This window comes from Pseudoalteromonas sp. APC 3250 (genome assembly GCF_030407915.1).
Classification (GTDB): Bacteria; Pseudomonadota; Gammaproteobacteria; order Enterobacterales; family Alteromonadaceae; genus Pseudoalteromonas; species Pseudoalteromonas tetraodonis.
Genome location: NZ_JASDCM010000001.1, coordinates 1 through 17,982, shown reverse-complemented (window position 1 = coordinate 17,982; position 17,982 = coordinate 1). Strand labels below are relative to the sequence as shown.

Below are 17,982 nucleotides of genomic sequence, written 5' to 3'. Positions count from 1 at the left end.
ATTTAAAACTAAAATAAAGGATAGATAGTATATAAGGGCAGCTAATTAAAATACAATAGCCAACATTAAGCTATTTCATTTATATAAAAACAATACTGAGATCCTCGATGCGCTCCAGACAAAGTTCAGTAAAACGCCCCGATGCCATGAATTTAAAACAAAGCATTCAAACTCTTTGGCCTTATATCACTAAATTTAAAGGGCGTGTGCTTATTGCCATATTAGCGCTTGTGGGTGCTAAAGGCGCGACACTGCTTATGCCATGGGCTTTAAAAGAAATAATTGATGCGGTTGATAAATCAATTAACCCGCTACTGCTCGTCCCAACCTTATTACTCGTTATGTACGGCGCACTGCGATTTGCCAGCGTGTTTTTAGGTGAAGTACGCGATGCTGTATTTTCTCGAGTCACCGAGCATGCCATGCGTGATATTGGCCTTAAAGTATTTAAACATTTGCATTCGTTAGATTTAGCCTTTCATTTAGACAGACAAACTGGCGGTATAAGTCGAGATATAGAGCGCGGCACCAGTGGTTTGAGCTTTTTAATGCGCTTTTTAATGTTTAATATTGTGCCCACGTTGTTTGAAATAATGACCGTGGCGATTATTTTTGGCACCTTGTTTTCTATTTGGTTTGCGCTGATCACCCTACTTGCTGTGGCTATTTATATCTTTTTTACGGTGACGGTTACCCAATGGCGAAACCGCTTTATTCGCGAGTCAAACGCTGCTGACAACCAAAGTAACACCCGCGCCATCGACAGCTTATTAAATTACGAAACCGTTAAATACTTTAATAACGAAGAGTATGAAGCTAAAACTTACGATACGTTTTTAGCAACCTGGGAACAAGCACGATTAAAAAACAGACTCTCGTTACTGGCGCTAAATTCAGGGCAAGCACTCATAATTGCCTGTGCAATAACCGCATTAATGTGGCTTGGCGCAAGCGAAGTTGTCACGGGCGAGTTAACGATTGGTGAACTTGTGATGATCAATGCGTATATGATTCAACTCTTTTTACCGCTCAACTTTTTAGGGTTTGTGTATCGCGAAATACGCCGTGCCCTCACCGACCTTGAAAACATGCTCGGCCTGCTTAATACACAACCTAAAGTGGCGGATGCTCATGAGGCTAAAGAATTGGTCATTAAACAAGGTGAAATTAGCTTTGATAAAGTAAGCTTTCACTACGACAGTAAAAGGCCTATTTTAAAAAGCATTAGCTTTAATGTTGCTGCCGGCTCAAAAGTCGCGATTGTGGGTGCAAGTGGTGCAGGAAAAAGCTCATTAGCCCGATTACTGTATCGCTTTTATGAGCTGTCATCAGGCACTATTAGCATAGATAAACAAGCAATTAATACAGTTACTCTTGCAAGCTTGCGTAAAGCCATTGCGATAGTCCCCCAAGATACTGTGCTGTTTAATAGCACCATCCGTGAGAATATTGCCTATGGCAGACCCTCAGCAACTGAAGATGAAATAAATAAAGCAATTAACATGGCGCACTTAACCGACTTTATAAATAGCTTAGACAAAGGCGATAAAACCCTCGTGGGTGAGCGTGGGTTAAAAGTCTCAGGGGGTGAAAAACAACGGATTGCCATTGCCCGTGCTATTTTAAAGCAATCACCCATCTTAATCTTTGATGAAGCAACCTCTGCGCTCGACTCTCATGCAGAGCAAGCTATTTTAAAAGCAATGCGTGAAGTGGCAAATGATCACACCAGTATTGTTATTGCACACCGACTTTCGACCATAACCGATGCAGACTCAATTATTGTTTTAAAAGCTGGTGAAATTATTGAACAAGGCAAACACCAAGAACTACTAAATCAAAACGGTGAATATGCCCGTATGTGGGCATTACAGCAAAAGCAGTCAAAGGCGCAATAAACTAAGCCGCTCAAGAACGATTGAAGTAGTTGAGTGTTTTTTGCTATTTTCGATAGTATTTTATTCATCTTATCGACCGGTACGGTTATTCACCTCAAAAGGTTTGTTTGCAGTGAAGTTATTAATACAATCAAATAGCTATTTTTATAACAAAAATATAACGAATTAAATAACGTGAATTCATAGGGGAAAGTAATGAAAAAAAGTTTAATTGCAGCGGCACTCGCCGCTACATTTATTACCGGCTGTTCAGAGCCACAAACTACAAAAACTGAGCAAGTCGCAGCCGTTGCTGAAAAACCACAAGCAACTGAGCAAGCTGAATTAGGCACTTTTGGGGTTGATTTAACTGCCCGCAATGAAGCTGTAAAACCAGGCGATGACTTTTTTATGTATGCCAGCGGTTCATGGTACGACAATTACGAAATGCCAGCAGATAAAACACGCTACGGTGCGTTTTCTGCGTTAGCTGAACGCAGTGAAGAGCGTGTAAAAGAAATTATTGAAGACATTGCAGCACGTGAAAATTTAAATGCAGAAGAGCAACTAGTTGCTGATTTTTATAATTCGTACATGGATACCGACACGCTTAATAAGCTCGGTGTGACTCCCATTAAGCCATTGCTTAACGATATTAACGCTGTCGACTCAACTGATGACTTAGCAAAAATCTTTGGTAATTCATGGCTCACTGGTGTTAGCGCCCCAATTGGTGGTGGTATGTGGTTTAACCGCTTAGATCCTAATAAATACGAAATGTCGTTAGGTGCTGGTGGTTTAGGCTTACCTGATCGTTCATATTACCTTGAAGATGCAGAGCGTTTTGTAAAAACTCGTGAAGCGTATGTTGCACATATTGCCGACATGCTTAAATTTGCTGGTGTTGAAAATACCACTGAACGTGCACAAGCAATTTTAGCGCTAGAGACAAAAATTGCAGAAGGTCATTGGCCACGTGAAAAACGCCGTAATCGTGACATAACGTTAAACCAAATAAAACGCGACGAATTAAGTACCCAGTACCCTGGATTTAATTGGGATTTATACTTTGCGCAAACAGGTTACAAAGTACCGCAGCTAAACGTGTCGCAGCCTGAACCTGTAAAGGCCATGATTGATTTAATCAACAACGAAGATATAAGCGTATGGAAAGACTACCTAACATACCATGCAATTAATGGTAACGCTGGGCTGTTGTCAGAAGACATATTTAACACCAGCTTTGCTTTCTTTGGTAAAGAGTTAAATGGTCAACAAGAGCCTCGTCCGCGCTGGAAACGTGCGATCAGCCAAATGTCAGGCACTAGTTCACTAGGCTTTGCGATTGGTAAAATTTATGTAGATCGTTACTTCCCTGAGTCATCGAAGCAGCAAATGTCTGAGCTGGTTGAAAACTTACGCACAGCCCTTGGCGAGCGTATTGATAACCTAGATTGGATGGGCGCAGAAACAAAAGTAAATGCGCGTGCAAAATTAGCGGCGTTTGTGCCAAAAATTGGTTACCCAGACGAATGGCAATCTTACGAAGGCTTAAGTATTAGCAAAAATGATTTAATGGCTAATGTAAAAAATATGCGTGAGTTTTTCCAAGCCGATAGCGTTGAAAAAGAGCTGAAAAAGACCGACCGCAATCGCTGGGGTATGACACCACAACGTGTAAATGCTTATTACAATAGCTCATTTAATGAAATTGTATTCCCTGCCGCTATTTTACAACCGCCGTTTTTCGATCCAAATGCAGATCCTGCGGTAAACTACGGTGGTATTGGTGCCGTGATTGGCCACGAAATGGGCCATGGCTTTGATGACCAAGGGTCAAAATCAGATGCTAACGGCATACAACGTAACTGGTGGACTGACGAAGACCGTGCTGCTTTTGATGCTAAAGCCGACAAACTGGCGGCTCAGTACAGCAAATATGAGCCAATTCCAGGTAACTTTGTAAATGGCCGCAACAGCTTAGGTGAAAATATTGGTGATGTAGGTGGTTTAGCCATGGCTTATCATGCCTACAAACTAAGCCTAAATGGTAAAGAAGCCCCTGTGATTGATGGTGTAACCGGCGATCAACGTTTCTTCTTAGCGTGGGCACAGGTATGGAAAGAAAAACGTACTGAGCAAAGCATGTTAAATCAATTACGTGGCGGTACGCATGCGCCAGGTCGCTTTAGAGCACAAGCTCCTCGTAACCACGACGCTTGGTACAAAGCATTTGATGTAAAACCAGGTGATGAGTTGTACTTACCAGAAGACGAACGTGTTCGTATTTGGTAATCCCCTGACAAACGTTCATCATTTGTAACGAATAAACAACCCGCTTCGGCGGGTTTTTTTATTTTCCATTCATAATAACTGTTCCCCCCGTTACTTAGTAATCAATCTCAATACTTACTAGCCCTGCCCGGCATTTACCTTTAGAATATGGGCTTGCAAATTTTTTCAATTATTTATACATATTAAGGCGAAACGCAGATGGGAAGAGCTTACCAAAACAAAAAAGATTCAATGGCTAAAACTGCGGGTGCTAAAACTAAAGTTTATTCAAAATACGGTAAAGAAATTTATATTTGTGCAAAAAACGGCGGTGTTGATCCAGACGGTAACCTAGCACTGCGTCGTTTAATTGAACGCGCTAAAAAAGACCAAGTACCGGCTCACGTAATTGAACGCGCTATTGATAAAGCCAAAGGCGGCGGCGGTGAAGACTATGCAGCTACGCGCTACGAAGGTTACGGCCCAGGTAATTGCATGATTATTGTTGACTGTTTAACCGACAACAACAAACGTACCTTTGCTGATGTACGTGTGTGTTTTACTAAAGCAAACGCTAAAATTGGCGCACAAAACTCGGTATCACACTTATTTGATCACCTTGCTATTTTTGTATTTGACGGTGACGACGATGAAACCGTACTTGAAGCGCTAATGATGGCTGACGTTGATGTAACCGATGTAGAAGTAGAAAACGGTAAAGTGACTATTTTTGCCCCTCACACTGAATACAACAATACGCGTACCGCACTTGAAGAAATGGGTGTGACAGAATTTGACGAAGACTTAATTGCCTTTGTACCCCAAGTAGAAGCCCCTATTGAAGGCGAAGATGTAGAAGTGATGGAACGCTTTTTAGCCATGCTTGAAGATTGTGACGACGTACAAAACGTGTACCACAACGCACAATTTTAAGCGTTAAAGCTTAATCGTGTTTAAAGGCCAACTTAGTTGGCCTTTTTGTTGATTTTAAAATGGATTATTAATTTTGAATACCCTTTCACAACTTCGCAGCGGCCAATTACATGGTGCAAAACACCTACAATTAGTTGAAGCGCTAAGCCACTTTCCAGAGGAAATTTTTACCCTCGCGGATACCCTCGAAGTCTTGGATTTATCTAATAATAACTTATCTGATTTACCTGATGAATTTGCCTGCTTAACAAAATTAAAACGACTGTTTTTATCGTTTAATCAGTTTAAACATATACCTAAAATACTTGCTAAGTGTCCTGCTTTGATAATGGTTGCATTTAAAGGTAATTACATCACTGAATTTGCAGATCACTGCCTACCTAAAGCGATTGAATGGCTTATTCTTACAGATAATAAAATAGCTAAGCTGCCTGCAACATTTGGCCAATACACTGCGCTTAAAAAGCTGGCATTGGCAGGTAATCAGCTCAGTGAGCTACCAATAAGCATGGCAAACTGCCATAACCTGGAACTAATTAGGCTCTCTGCAAATCAGTTAACTCAAATTGATGATTGGCTATTTGAACTACCAAAGCTGACTTGGCTTGCATTTGCAGGTAATTGCTTTAATAAATCACAGTGCCTTACCCAATCAAATTTAGCCAATAAACCACTGAGTGACTACTCGCTCAGTAAAGTAATAGGCCAAGGCGCATCAGGGATTATCCATCTTGCTTATTCAACGAATAAAGAGCCGGTTGCTGTTAAGTTATTTAAAGGGACTATTACAAGCGATGGTTATCCGCTGGATGAAGTTAATTGCTGCTTGCAAGCGCTTGAGCATCCAAACTTAATTAAAGTACTGGCTTACATTGAACAACAGCAACAGCTTGGTTTAGTGATGGAGTTAATTGATACAAGCTTTACAAATCTAGGCTTACCGCCGAGCCTTGATACCTGTACTCGAGATACATTTGAAAGCGATTGCCACTACTCTACCCAAGTAATTTATGCCATAGCGCAGCAAATGGTTAGCACTGTGGCCCACTTGCACCAGCACAATATAAGCCATGGTGATATATATGCGCACAATACCATGGTTGACCCGCACGCGCGTGTGCTGTTTGGGGACTTTGGCGCGGCCACTGATCTTACTATGCTCAGTGACTATCAACATCAACAAATGCAGTTAATAGAAGTGCGTGCTTTGGGATGTTTAATCGAGGATTTACTCACAACCTGCCAAGAGCAAAACGCTGAAGTCATGCACTTAAAACATATTGCGCAGCAATGCATGAGCGAAAATATCGCACAGCGGCCAACACTTAGCGCATTAGCTGACTTTTTATAGTGGTTATGCGGCCATTAATATTATGGCCGCAAGCTAGAATGAACACTATTTTTGTTTTTTAAACGGGTAAATTTGTTGCTTTAGCATACCTACAGGCATGTAATCACCCACAACCCCATATTCTTTAGGCCACTCTGCTTGCCCTTTTACTGCAGAGCCAAACAAGTAATCTAAAAACGAAAAATGGGCTGCGTAATTTCTATCAATTGCGGCTTTATCGGATGCGTGATGCCAATGATGAAACTGCGGTGTAACCATAAAATACTTTAACCACCCAAATTTTACATTTACGTTAGCGTGATTAAATACCGCTTGAAAGCCTACAATAATCACGTACAAACTAATAATTTGCTGTGAAAAACCCAGCACAAATATAGGCGTTAACACTAAACTACGGGTAACCAGTATTTCTAAAATATGCTGACGAGAGCCTGCTAACCAGTCCATTTCTTTGGCACTGTGGTGCACACCATGAAATCGCCATAAAAAGGGGACTTCGTGATACGCACGATGTGTCCAATACTGCATTAAATCAGCCACCAAAATAATTAAAAATAGCTGCAGTATAAACGGCATTTGCGCTATGTAACCTTGTAATGTGCTCGACACCGCCCAACCAAAACCATAATGAACAAAATGATTAGTAACCAGTAATACAAAGCCCACTATTAGATGATTGACAAAGAAATGGTTTAAATCCCCGCGCCATTCACTACGCAATATTTTTTGCTCTTTTCGATGCGGAAGTAGTTTTTCAATTAAAATAAAAATTAAGGTTGAGCCTAATAAGTCTAATATAAACCAATCTAAGCCAATATAAGGGGTGTTATCTGCAAAGTCATTCACTTCAACATTCGGGCCGCCAAAGCCAATTGCCAGCAAAATAAAAAACCACGCAGTCGCCCCCAAGCGCTTATTGGTATTTCGTACAAAATTAAGTAAACCCAGGCTTCCTGAAATAATAAGGGCAACAAACATAAGTTGACGTAAAAACTCGACGCTATAACTTTTACGCAATTCTGGAGTCGTTAAATATTCAGGGAAGTGGAATGCAAGCACTCCCAAGCAACTTAATATTGCCAAAAAGCAAGCAATATAACCGCTGATATTACCCTCACCAATTTGCAAGTGACTGGTGCGAAATATTTTTTTAGTGACGTGTTTTAGCATTATTTTCCTTAATATAATATGCAGTCCCTATTCTAGTGCGCATATTCTAGCAAATTTTGGGCTAACTAAAACACAAAAAAGCCACGCAATGCGTGGCTTGGCTGGATAAAGCTAAATTAACTACACGGAAAATTTATAAATAGGCACCCAGCGCTTTAACTTGATCTAACATGCGGTTTGAGAAACCCCATTCGTTGTCGTACCACGCCATTACTTTAACTAATTTACCATCAGCACGTGTTTGCGTTGCATCAAAAATAGATGAAGCTGGGTTATGGTTAAAGTCGATAGAAACAAGCGGCAGCTCGTTGTACTCTAAAATACCTTTCATTGGCCCTTCTGAGGCTGCTTTAACCACTTGGTTAATTTCTTCAATGCTTGTGTCACGTTTAGCAATAAACGTTAAATCAACTAACGACACATTAATTGTAGGTACACGTACCGCCATGCCATCTAATTTACCTGCCAGCTCAGGCAATACTAAACCAACCGCTTTAGCAGCGCCCGTTTTAGTTGGGATCATAGATTGAGTCGCACTACGCGCGCGGTATAAATCTGGGTGGTATACGTCGGATAAGTTTTGATCGTTGGTATAAGCGTGAATAGTAGTCATGCTACCTTGTTCAATCCCTACCGTATCGTTTATTGCTTTGGCCACTGGTGCTAAACAGTTAGTTGTACACGACGCGTTTGAGATGATATTGCTATCGGCATTAATTACATCGCTGTTTACACCATGAACTACCGTTGCATCCATATCTGTACCAGGTGCCGATACCACTACTTTTTTAGCACCGGCTTCAATATGCTTATTAGCCGCTTCGCGTGACGTGAATAACCCCGTACATTCAAGTACGATATCAACATTTAGTGCTTTCCACGGTAAATTCGCAGGATCGCGTTCTTGCGTTAAGGTGATCACATCATCGCCAATTAACATGGTGTTGTCTTTAAGCGTTACTTGCTGTGAAAAACGACCATGTACTGAGTCAAACTGAGTCAGATGAGCATTTACATTGGCTGGGGCTAAATCGTTAATAGCCACAATTTTAATTTCATTATTTTGCGCTGATTCATACAGTGCACGTAATACATTACGACCAATTCGGCCGTAGCCATTAATTGCTACATTAATCATTTTTGACTCCTATTAACTTCACATGCTTGGCGAGCAAGCGTTTCAATAGCTTGCCAGTCTTTATTTTCAATAAGTTGCTTATCTAACATCCAGGTACCACCTACACAAATAACATTGTTAAGTGCTAAGTAATCAGGTGCGGTTGCTAAACTAATGCCACCGGTTGGACAAAAAGTAATATCAGGTAATGGGCCGCCAATAGATTTAAGCATAGCAGCACCGCCTGCAGCTTCTGCAGGAAAAAACTTTAAGAACTTAAAACCATGAGCAGCTAAGTTCATCACTTCGCTTGGGGTCGCTGCACCGGGTAAAAATGGAATAGTAGACTCTTTTGCCAGCGCTAATAACTCATCGCTAACACCTGGGCTTACCATAAAGTCAGCACCCGCCTCTACTGATGCGTTAAAGCTTGCTTTATCAACCACAGTACCTGTACCAACATAAGCTTCGGGCACTTCTGCTTTCATTAGTTTTACAGCCTCAGCTGCAATGGGTGTACGCAGTGTAATTTCAAGTGCTTTTAGGCCACCGTTATATAACGCTCTTGCAAGTGGTGCTGCATCTTCTAATTTTTCGATTACCACCACTGGCACTACCGGTGCCGATGCTAAGATTTTTTCAATACTCATTACTTGTTCCTCATTACCCAATATGGCTAATTATTATTCAAGTCCAAAAGCACTTGCACCTAAATCGGCACTGCTTACTATGTTTCTAAATCCAGTAAATAATTCACGACCTGTACCAAACGTTTGGCTTGCTTGGCTAATTTGCGGCTCACGCTGTGCAAGCTCTTCATCGCTAACATGCAGTTTTAAAATACCATTTGGCGCATCTAGAGTAACAATATCGCCTTCATGAATTTTAGCAATAATCCCACCTTCAACCGCTTCAGGTGCTAAATGGATTGCCGCTGGTACTTTGCCTGATGCGCCCGACATACGACCGTCGGTAACAATAGCCACTTTATAGCCCTGATCTTGTAATGTTGCCATTACCGGTGTGAGCTTATGAAGCTCAGGCATGCCTTTGGCTTTTGGCCCTTGCTCTTTAAGTACAGCAATAAAATCTTGGTTAAGTTCGCCACGGCTGTAGGCATCTTGTAACTCACCTTGTGAGCTAAATACTTTAGCCGGAGCCGACACCACTTGATGAGATTCTGCAACCGCAGAGACTTTAATAACCGCTTTACCTAAGTTACCCGTTAGTAGCTGTAAACCACCTTGCTTACTAAATGGGTTACTTACTGGGCGAAGTACTTCTTCATCATGTGAGTTTTCTGGACACGCTACCCATTTAACTTTGCTTGGGCCGTTCGCATCACTCATAATCAAGTTATCGTCTTTATCGAGTAGTGGCTCACACATGTAAGGTACAAGACCTTCGCCTAAAATAGTGGTTACGTCTGTATGAAGGTAACCAGCACCTGCTAATTCACGCATTAAGAAGCCCATTCCGCCGGCTGCTTGAAAGTGATTAACATCTGCTGAGCCATTAGGGTAAATACGCGTCAGTAATGGAACAACCGCTGATAAATCAGACATGTCTTTCCATGTAACTTGAATACCGGCCGCTTTAGCAATCGCCACAATATGGATTGCATGATTGGTTGAGCCACCTGTTGATAACAAGCCAACTAAGCCGTTAATAATGGTTTTTTCGCTGATCACATCCGCTAAACACGGGCCATCTTTGTTTTCAGTAAGCTGCTTAAGCATGGTTTCAACCGCATTACCGGTTAAGCCATCACGCAGTTCTGTGTATGGGTTTATAAACGAGCTACCTGGTAAGTGTAAGCCCATTATTTCCATCAGCATTTGATTTGAGTTAGCGGTACCATAAAACGTACAGGTACCCGCACTGTGATAAGAAGCGCTTTCAGCTTCTAGTAGCTCTTCACGAGATACCAGTCCTTGTGCAAACTTTTGACGAACACGTGCTTTGTCTTTGTTTGGAATACCTGATTGCATAGGCCCTGCTGGTAAAAAATACACAGGTAAGTGACCAAATGATAAAGCACCAATTAATAGGCCTGGGACAATTTTGTCACATACACCTAAACAAAACACACCATCAAACACGTCATGCGATAACGAAACCGCAGTAGACATAGCAATAACGTCACGAGAAAAAAGCGATAGCTCCATGCCATCACGCCCTTGCGTAACACCATCACACATCGCAGGTACACCGCCAGCAACTTGCGCGGTGGCGTCAAATTTAGTGGCAATGCTTTTAATTAAATCGGGGTATTCTTTGTAAGGCACATGTGCAGATAACATGTCGTTATATGAATTGATAATTGCAAGGTTTGGCACCTCGTCTGCTTTTAAACGCGCTTTGTCATCGCTGCTACACGCAGCCATTACATGAGCAATATTGCCACAGCCTAATCCAGCACGAACTCTTGTTTGTTTTTTTGCGTGCGAAATACGATCTAAATAGGCTTGACGGGTTTGTTTACTGCGCTCAATAACGCGCTCTGTGACTTCTTGAATTCGAGGGTGCAACATAATTTTACTCATCTCTATTCGTTAGAGGATAAAGGCTCAGTAACAATTATAGACTCCACGAAAATAACTGTACTGAGCATCTTTGACTTACCCGTTCAAAGGTACGCTACCAGGGAGCCTCTCACAACAACCCTGACACCGGTGTCAGGGTATTAACTCATGACATTGACACCGGTGTCAACCCTGAGTCATAAAAATAGCCAATTTTTTTAACATGTACAATAAATAAACGTGAATTTTTAGTGAAATACCAGCAAGCAAATAATGAAAATTAAAAGTACAGACAAAAAAAAGCCCGAGTAAGCGTCACTCATACTCGGGCTACTGTGAAAAAAGGGTTTTATTTTACGGCTGCAGTTGACTCTCGCGTGATTAATTTTGCTTCTAAAATCACTTTATATGGTGACTCTTGCGGCTCAATAATATGGGTGATCAATTGCGTAACGGCTTGTTTTGTCATTTCTTCTACAGGTTGCGCTATGGTGGTCAGCCCAGGCCAAATGTGGCGCGCTATTGGTGCATTATCAAACCCAGCGATAGAAATATCATCAGGTACACGTAAGTTACGCTGCGTGGCTAATTTGAGCACTGCCGCTGCCATGTAGTCGTTTGATGCAAATACAGCAGTAGGACGTGGCGATAAATCTAAAATACTACGCGCACTGTCTACTCCTGAATGGTAACTAAAGTTACCCTCTTCAACTAAGCGTTCGTTAAATTCAATGCCATGAGTTGTTAATGCGCGCCTGTAACCTTTAAAACGCTGCTCAGTGGCACTGTGATCTGGGTGACCTTTAATAAACGCTATGGAGGTATGTCCTAGATTTATTAAATGCTCGGTAATTTCAAACGCCCCCTGCTCGTCATTGCTGGTCACAGAAATAGAATCATCATCTAAAATTGCAGAAGCGACTCGAGCATAAGGGATTTTTTTCGACTTTAAAAAATCTACCAACTCGCCAAAATCACAAAATGGCGGGGTTAATACTAAACCGTCAAGGCGTGATGACTGCAATAACTGCTCAATATTGTTAATGAGTGCATCGCCCCTGAGCTCACAAGGATGAATAAGCAAGTTATAGTTGTTCTCTTGGCAGGCAGCCAGTGCGCCTGTTTGCACACGGGTGATATAACTTTTACTAGGGTTATCGTAAATGCAACCAATGATAAAGCTGCGATTTTGTGCAAGGCCGCGTGCAATTGGGTTTGGGGTGTAATCTAGCTCCTTAAATACGGCTAACACTTTTTCGCGTGTAGCTGCACTGACATTAGGCTCATTGTTGAGTACTCGCGATACGGTTTTTTTAGAAACACCTGCATGACTGGCAACGCTGTTTATAGTGACTTTTTTCATCTATTTATTTCCAAACCTATGCAAAGCGATTAATCCTGTTGACTCGTATGTAAACAAGCGGCAGCTCCAATTAATGGTATGTTGTCTTGTGTTACTAACGTCACCGGAATTTGACCTGTGTACTGCGACATAATACCTTTTTGCGAAAAGCGCTCAATAAAACGACTTTCAAGTAAACGAGCTTGCATGCGTGGTAAAATTCCACCGCCAATATAAAGGCCGCCTAAGGCGCCGTAGGCCAATGCTAAATCGCCCGCAACACTGCCAATCCAGTCACAAAATTGATTAAGCGTTGCATCACACACTTCACATTCACCGCTATTGGCTAAGCTGCTAATTTGTGCGGCATCTAAATTTTTTGCCGCCACCCCTTTAACCGCAGCCATGGCTTTATACAAATGAGCAATGCCAGGGCCCGAAAATACCGTTTCTACCGATACATGAGGGTGATCTTTTTTGAGTTCTTGAATAAGTTGAGCGTCGAGTTGATTAACGGCTGCTAAGGAAATATGCCCGCCTTCTGAACTCATCACCGCGCACGAATGTGCGGTTCTCACTAAGCACGCTGCACCAAAACCAGTGCCTGGACCCATTACACCTATATTGGCAGACTCATCCGCTTGACCAGGTTTAACAGTGACATTTTGTGAAGGGTCTAAATACGGTGCTGCGTAGGCAAAAGCAGCAAAGTCATTTATAACGCTTAATTGAGCAAGGTCAAAGTGGTGTTTAAAATCATTAACGCTAAAGTGCCAACCTAAATTAGTTAAATGAACTTGCCCTGCATTTATAGGGCCTGCTACTGCAAGGCATGCGCGTTTAGGGGTTATATGAGACACTGTTGATAAGTAGTACTCGGTAGCACTTTCGAGCGATCCATAGTTAGCACTGGGAAAAGTATGATTATGCTCAATGGTAAATTGATTACTTGATTCGTCGAACCCAGTGATCAACGCAAAACGAGCATTTGTGCCGCCAATATCAGCAACCAGAATAGGATCAAAGTGTGTGCTAGAGTGTAAACCCATAGTGTTATCTCTTTTGTTTAAGTAATGAGTACTTATTATTTTAATGGGGTATCATTGATACTTATTTACTTTGAGCTATCACCTCAAAGCAGCTATCACTGTAAAAAAATGCTACCTTTAATAATAAAGGTAGCTAATACGTTTTGACAACAAAATGATAAAACGCCCTTATTGTGACACCGGTGTCATGAAAAAATCAATAAAAAAATGCCTTTATTGACAAATAAGCTTGAAAAAAATCACTAATAAACGAGAATATCCCCTTATTGTCCTCTTAAGTAAGTAATCGTGATGAAAGGTAAAGCCACCTCGTTTGATATAGCCCACTATGCTGGGGTGTCTCAATCTACAGTTTCCCGTGCTTTACGAAATAGTCCACTGGTAAATGACGAAACACGAAGACGTGTTCACGATATTGCTAAAAAACTTAATTACAAAGTAGACAAAAACGCCAGTAACCTTCGCACTCAACAAAGCAGTACCCTAGCATTGCTGTTGTTTGAAGACCCAACCTCAGATGAATCACAAATCAATCCGTTTTTTTTAGCCATGCTGGGCAGTATTACTCGTGCCTGCGCAAAAGAGGGTTACGATTTACTTGTTTCATTTCAATCAGCCAGCGCTGATTGGCAAGCAGACTACGAAGACAGCCATCGAGCAGATGGAATAATCTTATTAGGCTATGGCGACTACATTGATTTTCAACCAAAATTTAATACCTTGCTTGAACAAAACACTAAATTTGTTTGCTGGGGAGCAAGCGTTGATAACCGCCCTGATTTAACCATAAGTTGCGATAATTATGGCGGTGGTAAACTTGCCGCTGAGCATTTACTGGCGCATAACCGAACTGATTGTGCATTTATTGGCGATGCCTCTGATCACAGCCCTGAGTTTTTTGCCCGTTTTAATGGCTTTAAAGACGAACTCCAGCAAAACGGTGTCACCTTAAATGATCGTAAGATTGCCAACGCAATTTCTACCGAAGAATCTGGCTACCATGCTACTCGCTCTTTAATTGCTAATAATATTACTTTTAATGCACTTTTTGCTGCCAGCGATCTGATTGCCATAGGCGCAATACGCGCGCTAAAAGAAGCCAATATTAACGTGCCAAAAGATGTAGCCGTAATAGGTTTTGATAATATTTCTATTGCAAGTTACATTAACCCGCCGCTGACAACCATAGAGCAAAACACCACTATAGCGGGGCAAATGTTAGTTGAAAACTTACTCAAATTAATTCGTGGTGAGCAAGTACAAAGCACCCTGCTGCCACCGCGTTTAATTGCGCGCGGCTCAAGTTAATACATTCAATAAAACCGCTTTTAAGAAGCAACAAAATTAAAGGCAACAGCGCTCTTTTACCTTAAATTAATTCAGGCTTTATTGCATTTTTACGGTCATTTGTCCTTTTTGCTTTCAATACTAAAGCCGGCGCTCTCGTTACATTAACAGGCTATTCACACCTCGCTATCACATTAGTTTTTTTAATCTGAAAGCAGCTGTTTTTAATGTAATTTTTCACTCGTCAATGCACTATTTTATCTCTACAATCGCACTTTTATTTTTGCTCTTAAAAGTTTAAGTGACTATTTCATGCTACTCACTATTGTTTACATCATCGGAATTACAGCAGAAGCCATGACCGGTGCACTCAGCGCTGGGCGCAGAAACATGGATTGGTTTGGGGTTATGCTAGTAGCCAGTGCCACAGCCATTGGGGGTGGCAGCGTACGCGATATTTTACTTGGCAATTACCCGTTAACGTGGGTTAAACACCCAGAATATTTACTGATCACATGCGTGGCGGGTATTGTAACCACTTGGTTGGCCAAATGGGTGGTTAAATTTAAAGGCATATTCATGCGTCTAGATGCCTTAGGGCTTGCAGCGTTTAGTATAATTGGCTGCCAAGTTGGGCTAAATATGGGTTTGCACTATGGAATTTGTGTTGTCGCAGCTATAGTTACCGGCGTATTTGGTGGATTATTGCGTGATTTAATTTGTCGACAAGCGCCATTAGTACTTCATCATGAACTTTACGCAAGCGTAGCGCTTATTGTTGCTTGTTTATACTTAGCACTGCACCACTACAACATTGATGACAATATCAGCGTAGTTGCAAGTTTAGTAGTAGGCTATTTAATTCGTATGGCGTCGGTACGCTTTAAATGGCGCTTACCGACATTTAACTTATTAGAACCCGCTAACTTAAATAATGAGTAATAACAGCAGCGGTTAATGCCCATCTGCCCTAGCACTTTTAAATAGCCCGAATACTTTTCGGGCTAACAAACTAACCACAAAAAGAACTCCCACAGCAAAACACAGTATGCTCAAGGGCATAAACAAGCTTTCATGTAGAACACCATTATGATCAACATATTGATACACACTGTTTTCTATCAGCATAAAACCTGTGCCAAGCAATAAAAAGCAAACACTCAATGTGGCTGTTTTGTTTGTATAAAAGCGCATAATCTATCCATAACTATTTTATTAAATTGTCGGGATAGCAGTTTGAATGAGCGAATATTAATCTACAGTGACTGAGCAACATTGATTTTTAAAATAAAAGTCACAGTTATTAAACTAAGCTTTTAGACATATAATAAAATCTGTCGTCTTCTTTATCTATGCTGAAACCTGAACGTGTGTAAAGCTTGTGCGCAGGGCTTATTTTAAAAACCCGAAGCCTAAGTTGCATAGCACCTCGGAGCACTGCTAAACGAGCACACTCATTAATTGCTGCTGCACCAATACCCATATTTTGAAACGCAGCATCTACTTGTAAGTCACGTATATAGCAACCCTTATCATCGAAAGCCAAGCGCATTACACCCACTACATCGCCATTTACCACAATATCCCAATTTTCAAGGTTTACTATTTGTTCATATATTTTATGTTGCTGCCAATCAACGCCATACTGCTCATAATATTCACGCATGTTGGTGTAGGTTAACAATGCCGATGCCATCAAATCGGCTGTGGGCTGATAACACATATTCATTATCGTCATTCCTTTGTTTAGCGACCTTTATAAAGGATGCTGCGGCTGATGGTTTTTAAAATACTTATTTACTAATAATGACTGCAACAAGCTAGTACTACTGGATGTAGCCCAGTACAAACCAATTGCAGAAGGAAAATTAACGAGAGTAACCACACAAATAATTGCGGGAATTAGGAACAATAAGGTGCTGGTTTGTTCTGCGCTACCTGGCATCATCATCATAGATAAATATGTAATAGCCCCCACTAATAACGAAATCGCAATATCAGGCTTTGCAATACTGGTAATCCAAGCAAATTTACTATTCAATACAATTTGTTGCAGAGCTTGAAAAGTTCCAAGGCCAAATACCCCTTGGCTTGCCATATTAATCACACTTTTTTTATCAATAAACTTAATGTTGTGCTTTTTATACAGCGCCATAGTTAATTTTGCGATTTCACTGGGCTGGTCTTTATAGTTGCTCTTTATGCTATCTAGCTCAGGTTTTAGTGCGGCAATTGCTTTTTTATTTCTAACCATGTTAACCATAGCAACAAGGTTAATCGGCATTAAAACTAATCGTCCAATAACGGTAAACAAAATAATTGCAACCGCTTGGCTTACGCCCACTTCTTGAGTAAAAAAGGTGATTAATTGCACAATAAAAGCAGTAAATAAATTCCAAATTTCCATTTTAGTTTTCCTTTTAATATTATGTATTAAAAGTAACTACCATGACATATTATGTCAAGATGTTTTTCGATAACTATTTTTCTACTTATGGAGTCTTCAATGGTATTTATACAATAAGACTATTTTTTATAAGTTTGAGAACTGATTGATCAGCCAATCCAGCTCCTAAAGCTTTTTAAACACCTACTGACTGTAAGGTGCAAAGATTTTATTTATCTTCGGTTAGACATTTAAAGTATTTTGATGATGATGTTTTAAGTGTTGTGTTATGACTTGTTAGTTTGAGACTTATAATTTAGTACTTTACATGTCAAATGTTTTACATCGTTGTACGTAGTACAGAAATTAAATTGGTGAGTTATGCTATGTATCTAACCTTCGACCTCCCAAAGTAATAAGTAAATCAACTCTGTGAGTTAACATTAAAATCTAAGCTTTTCGACTAGCTCTGTAAAGTTGTATATATTGATTTATAGCTTGATCTAAAATCAAGTGCCTATCAAACAAAATGAGGGCTACTTAATGAATCGCCCCGTGTTTGCCAGAGACTCAATAACTTGAGAAACTGGAACTATGAAAAAATCAAATCGCTATACATCAGAATTTCGTGAACGTGCAATTAGGCTTGTTACCACACAACAGCATGAATA

15 protein-coding genes are annotated in these 17,982 nt (G+C 40.8%); 6 read left to right on the top strand and 9 right to left on the bottom strand.

Annotated features, from left to right (window positions below; all coding sequences use genetic code 11):
- Positions 1–107: 107 nt before the first annotated feature.
- The 4 genes from QL986_RS00075 (at position 108) to QL986_RS00060 (ending at position 6,435) form a co-directional block, all read left to right on the top strand.
- On the top strand, positions 108–1,898 hold the full coding sequence (locus tag QL986_RS00075) for an ABC transporter ATP-binding protein/permease (protein WP_028835312.1): 1,791 nt from the start codon (positions 108–110) through the stop codon (positions 1,896–1,898).
- A gap of 195 nt (positions 1,899–2,093) precedes the next feature.
- Entirely contained in the window at positions 2,094–4,172 is a 2,079-nt protein-coding gene (locus tag QL986_RS00070; RefSeq protein WP_024601059.1) for a M13 family metallopeptidase, read from the top strand.
- A 198-nt stretch (positions 4,173–4,370) separates the two neighbouring features.
- Positions 4,371–5,084: a YebC/PmpR family DNA-binding transcriptional regulator gene (locus QL986_RS00065; RefSeq protein WP_024601060.1), complete on the top strand. Its 714-nt coding sequence runs from the start codon at positions 4,371–4,373 to the stop codon at positions 5,082–5,084.
- A 73-nt stretch (positions 5,085–5,157) separates the two neighbouring features.
- Positions 5,158–6,435, top strand: coding sequence for a protein kinase (locus QL986_RS00060; protein ID WP_024601061.1), 1,278 nt, complete (start codon positions 5,158–5,160; stop codon positions 6,433–6,435).
- Positions 6,436–6,480: 45 nt separating this feature from the next.
- On the opposite strand, the gene QL986_RS00055 is transcribed toward QL986_RS00060, so the two are convergent.
- The 6 genes from QL986_RS00055 to glk form a co-directional block, all read right to left on the bottom strand.
- A complete protein-coding gene (locus tag QL986_RS00055; protein WP_138765183.1) occupies positions 6,481–7,605 on the bottom strand; it encodes a sterol desaturase family protein in 1,125 nt (374 codons plus the stop codon).
- A gap of 133 nt (positions 7,606–7,738) precedes the next feature.
- Positions 7,739–8,743 carry a type I glyceraldehyde-3-phosphate dehydrogenase gene (gene gap, locus QL986_RS00050; RefSeq protein ID WP_013464824.1) on the bottom strand — a complete coding sequence of 335 codons (1,005 nt, stop codon included), beginning with the start codon at positions 8,741–8,743 and terminating at the stop codon, positions 7,739–7,741.
- Entirely contained in the window at positions 8,740–9,372 is a 633-nt protein-coding gene (gene eda / locus QL986_RS00045) for a bifunctional 4-hydroxy-2-oxoglutarate aldolase/2-dehydro-3-deoxy-phosphogluconate aldolase (protein WP_013464823.1), read from the bottom strand. The genes gap and eda overlap by 4 nt, the downstream gene beginning before the upstream one ends.
- Before the next feature lie 33 nt (positions 9,373–9,405).
- Positions 9,406–11,256: a phosphogluconate dehydratase gene (gene edd / locus QL986_RS00040; RefSeq protein WP_024601779.1), complete on the bottom strand. Its 1,851-nt coding sequence runs from the start codon at positions 11,254–11,256 to the stop codon at positions 9,406–9,408.
- A 340-nt stretch (positions 11,257–11,596) separates the two neighbouring features.
- Positions 11,597–12,610 (bottom strand): LacI family DNA-binding transcriptional regulator, encoded by a 1,014-nt coding sequence (locus QL986_RS00035; protein ID WP_008110549.1) that lies wholly within the window; start codon positions 12,608–12,610, stop codon positions 11,597–11,599.
- Between the two features lie 29 nt (positions 12,611–12,639).
- Positions 12,640–13,638: a glucokinase gene (glk, locus tag QL986_RS00030; protein ID WP_016899969.1), complete on the bottom strand. Its 999-nt coding sequence runs from the start codon at positions 13,636–13,638 to the stop codon at positions 12,640–12,642.
- Positions 13,639–13,929: 291 nt separating this feature from the next.
- Here glk and QL986_RS00025 point away from each other — a divergent pair, with 291 nt between their 5' ends.
- Both QL986_RS00025 and QL986_RS00020 read left to right on the top strand, forming a co-directional pair.
- Complete coding sequence (locus QL986_RS00025) at positions 13,930–14,946, top strand: LacI family DNA-binding transcriptional regulator (RefSeq protein ID WP_013464820.1); 1,017 nt, start codon at positions 13,930–13,932, stop codon at positions 14,944–14,946.
- A 291-nt stretch (positions 14,947–15,237) separates the two neighbouring features.
- Positions 15,238–15,867: a trimeric intracellular cation channel family protein gene (locus QL986_RS00020; protein WP_013464819.1), complete on the top strand. Its 630-nt coding sequence runs from the start codon at positions 15,238–15,240 to the stop codon at positions 15,865–15,867.
- A 12-nt stretch (positions 15,868–15,879) separates the two neighbouring features.
- On the opposite strand, the gene QL986_RS00015 is transcribed toward QL986_RS00020, so the two are convergent.
- From QL986_RS00015 to yidC, 3 genes are all read right to left on the bottom strand, one after another.
- On the bottom strand, positions 15,880–16,119 hold the full coding sequence (locus QL986_RS00015) for a DUF3955 domain-containing protein (protein WP_013464818.1): 240 nt from the start codon (positions 16,117–16,119) through the stop codon (positions 15,880–15,882).
- A gap of 109 nt (positions 16,120–16,228) precedes the next feature.
- Positions 16,229–16,654, bottom strand: a complete 426-nt coding sequence (locus tag QL986_RS00010; protein WP_013464817.1) for a GNAT family N-acetyltransferase — start codon at positions 16,652–16,654, stop codon at positions 16,229–16,231.
- A 27-nt stretch (positions 16,655–16,681) separates the two neighbouring features.
- Positions 16,682–17,332, bottom strand: coding sequence for a membrane protein insertase YidC (yidC, locus tag QL986_RS00005; RefSeq protein WP_013464816.1), 651 nt, complete (start codon positions 17,330–17,332; stop codon positions 16,682–16,684).
- Positions 17,333–17,982 lie beyond the last annotated feature (650 nt).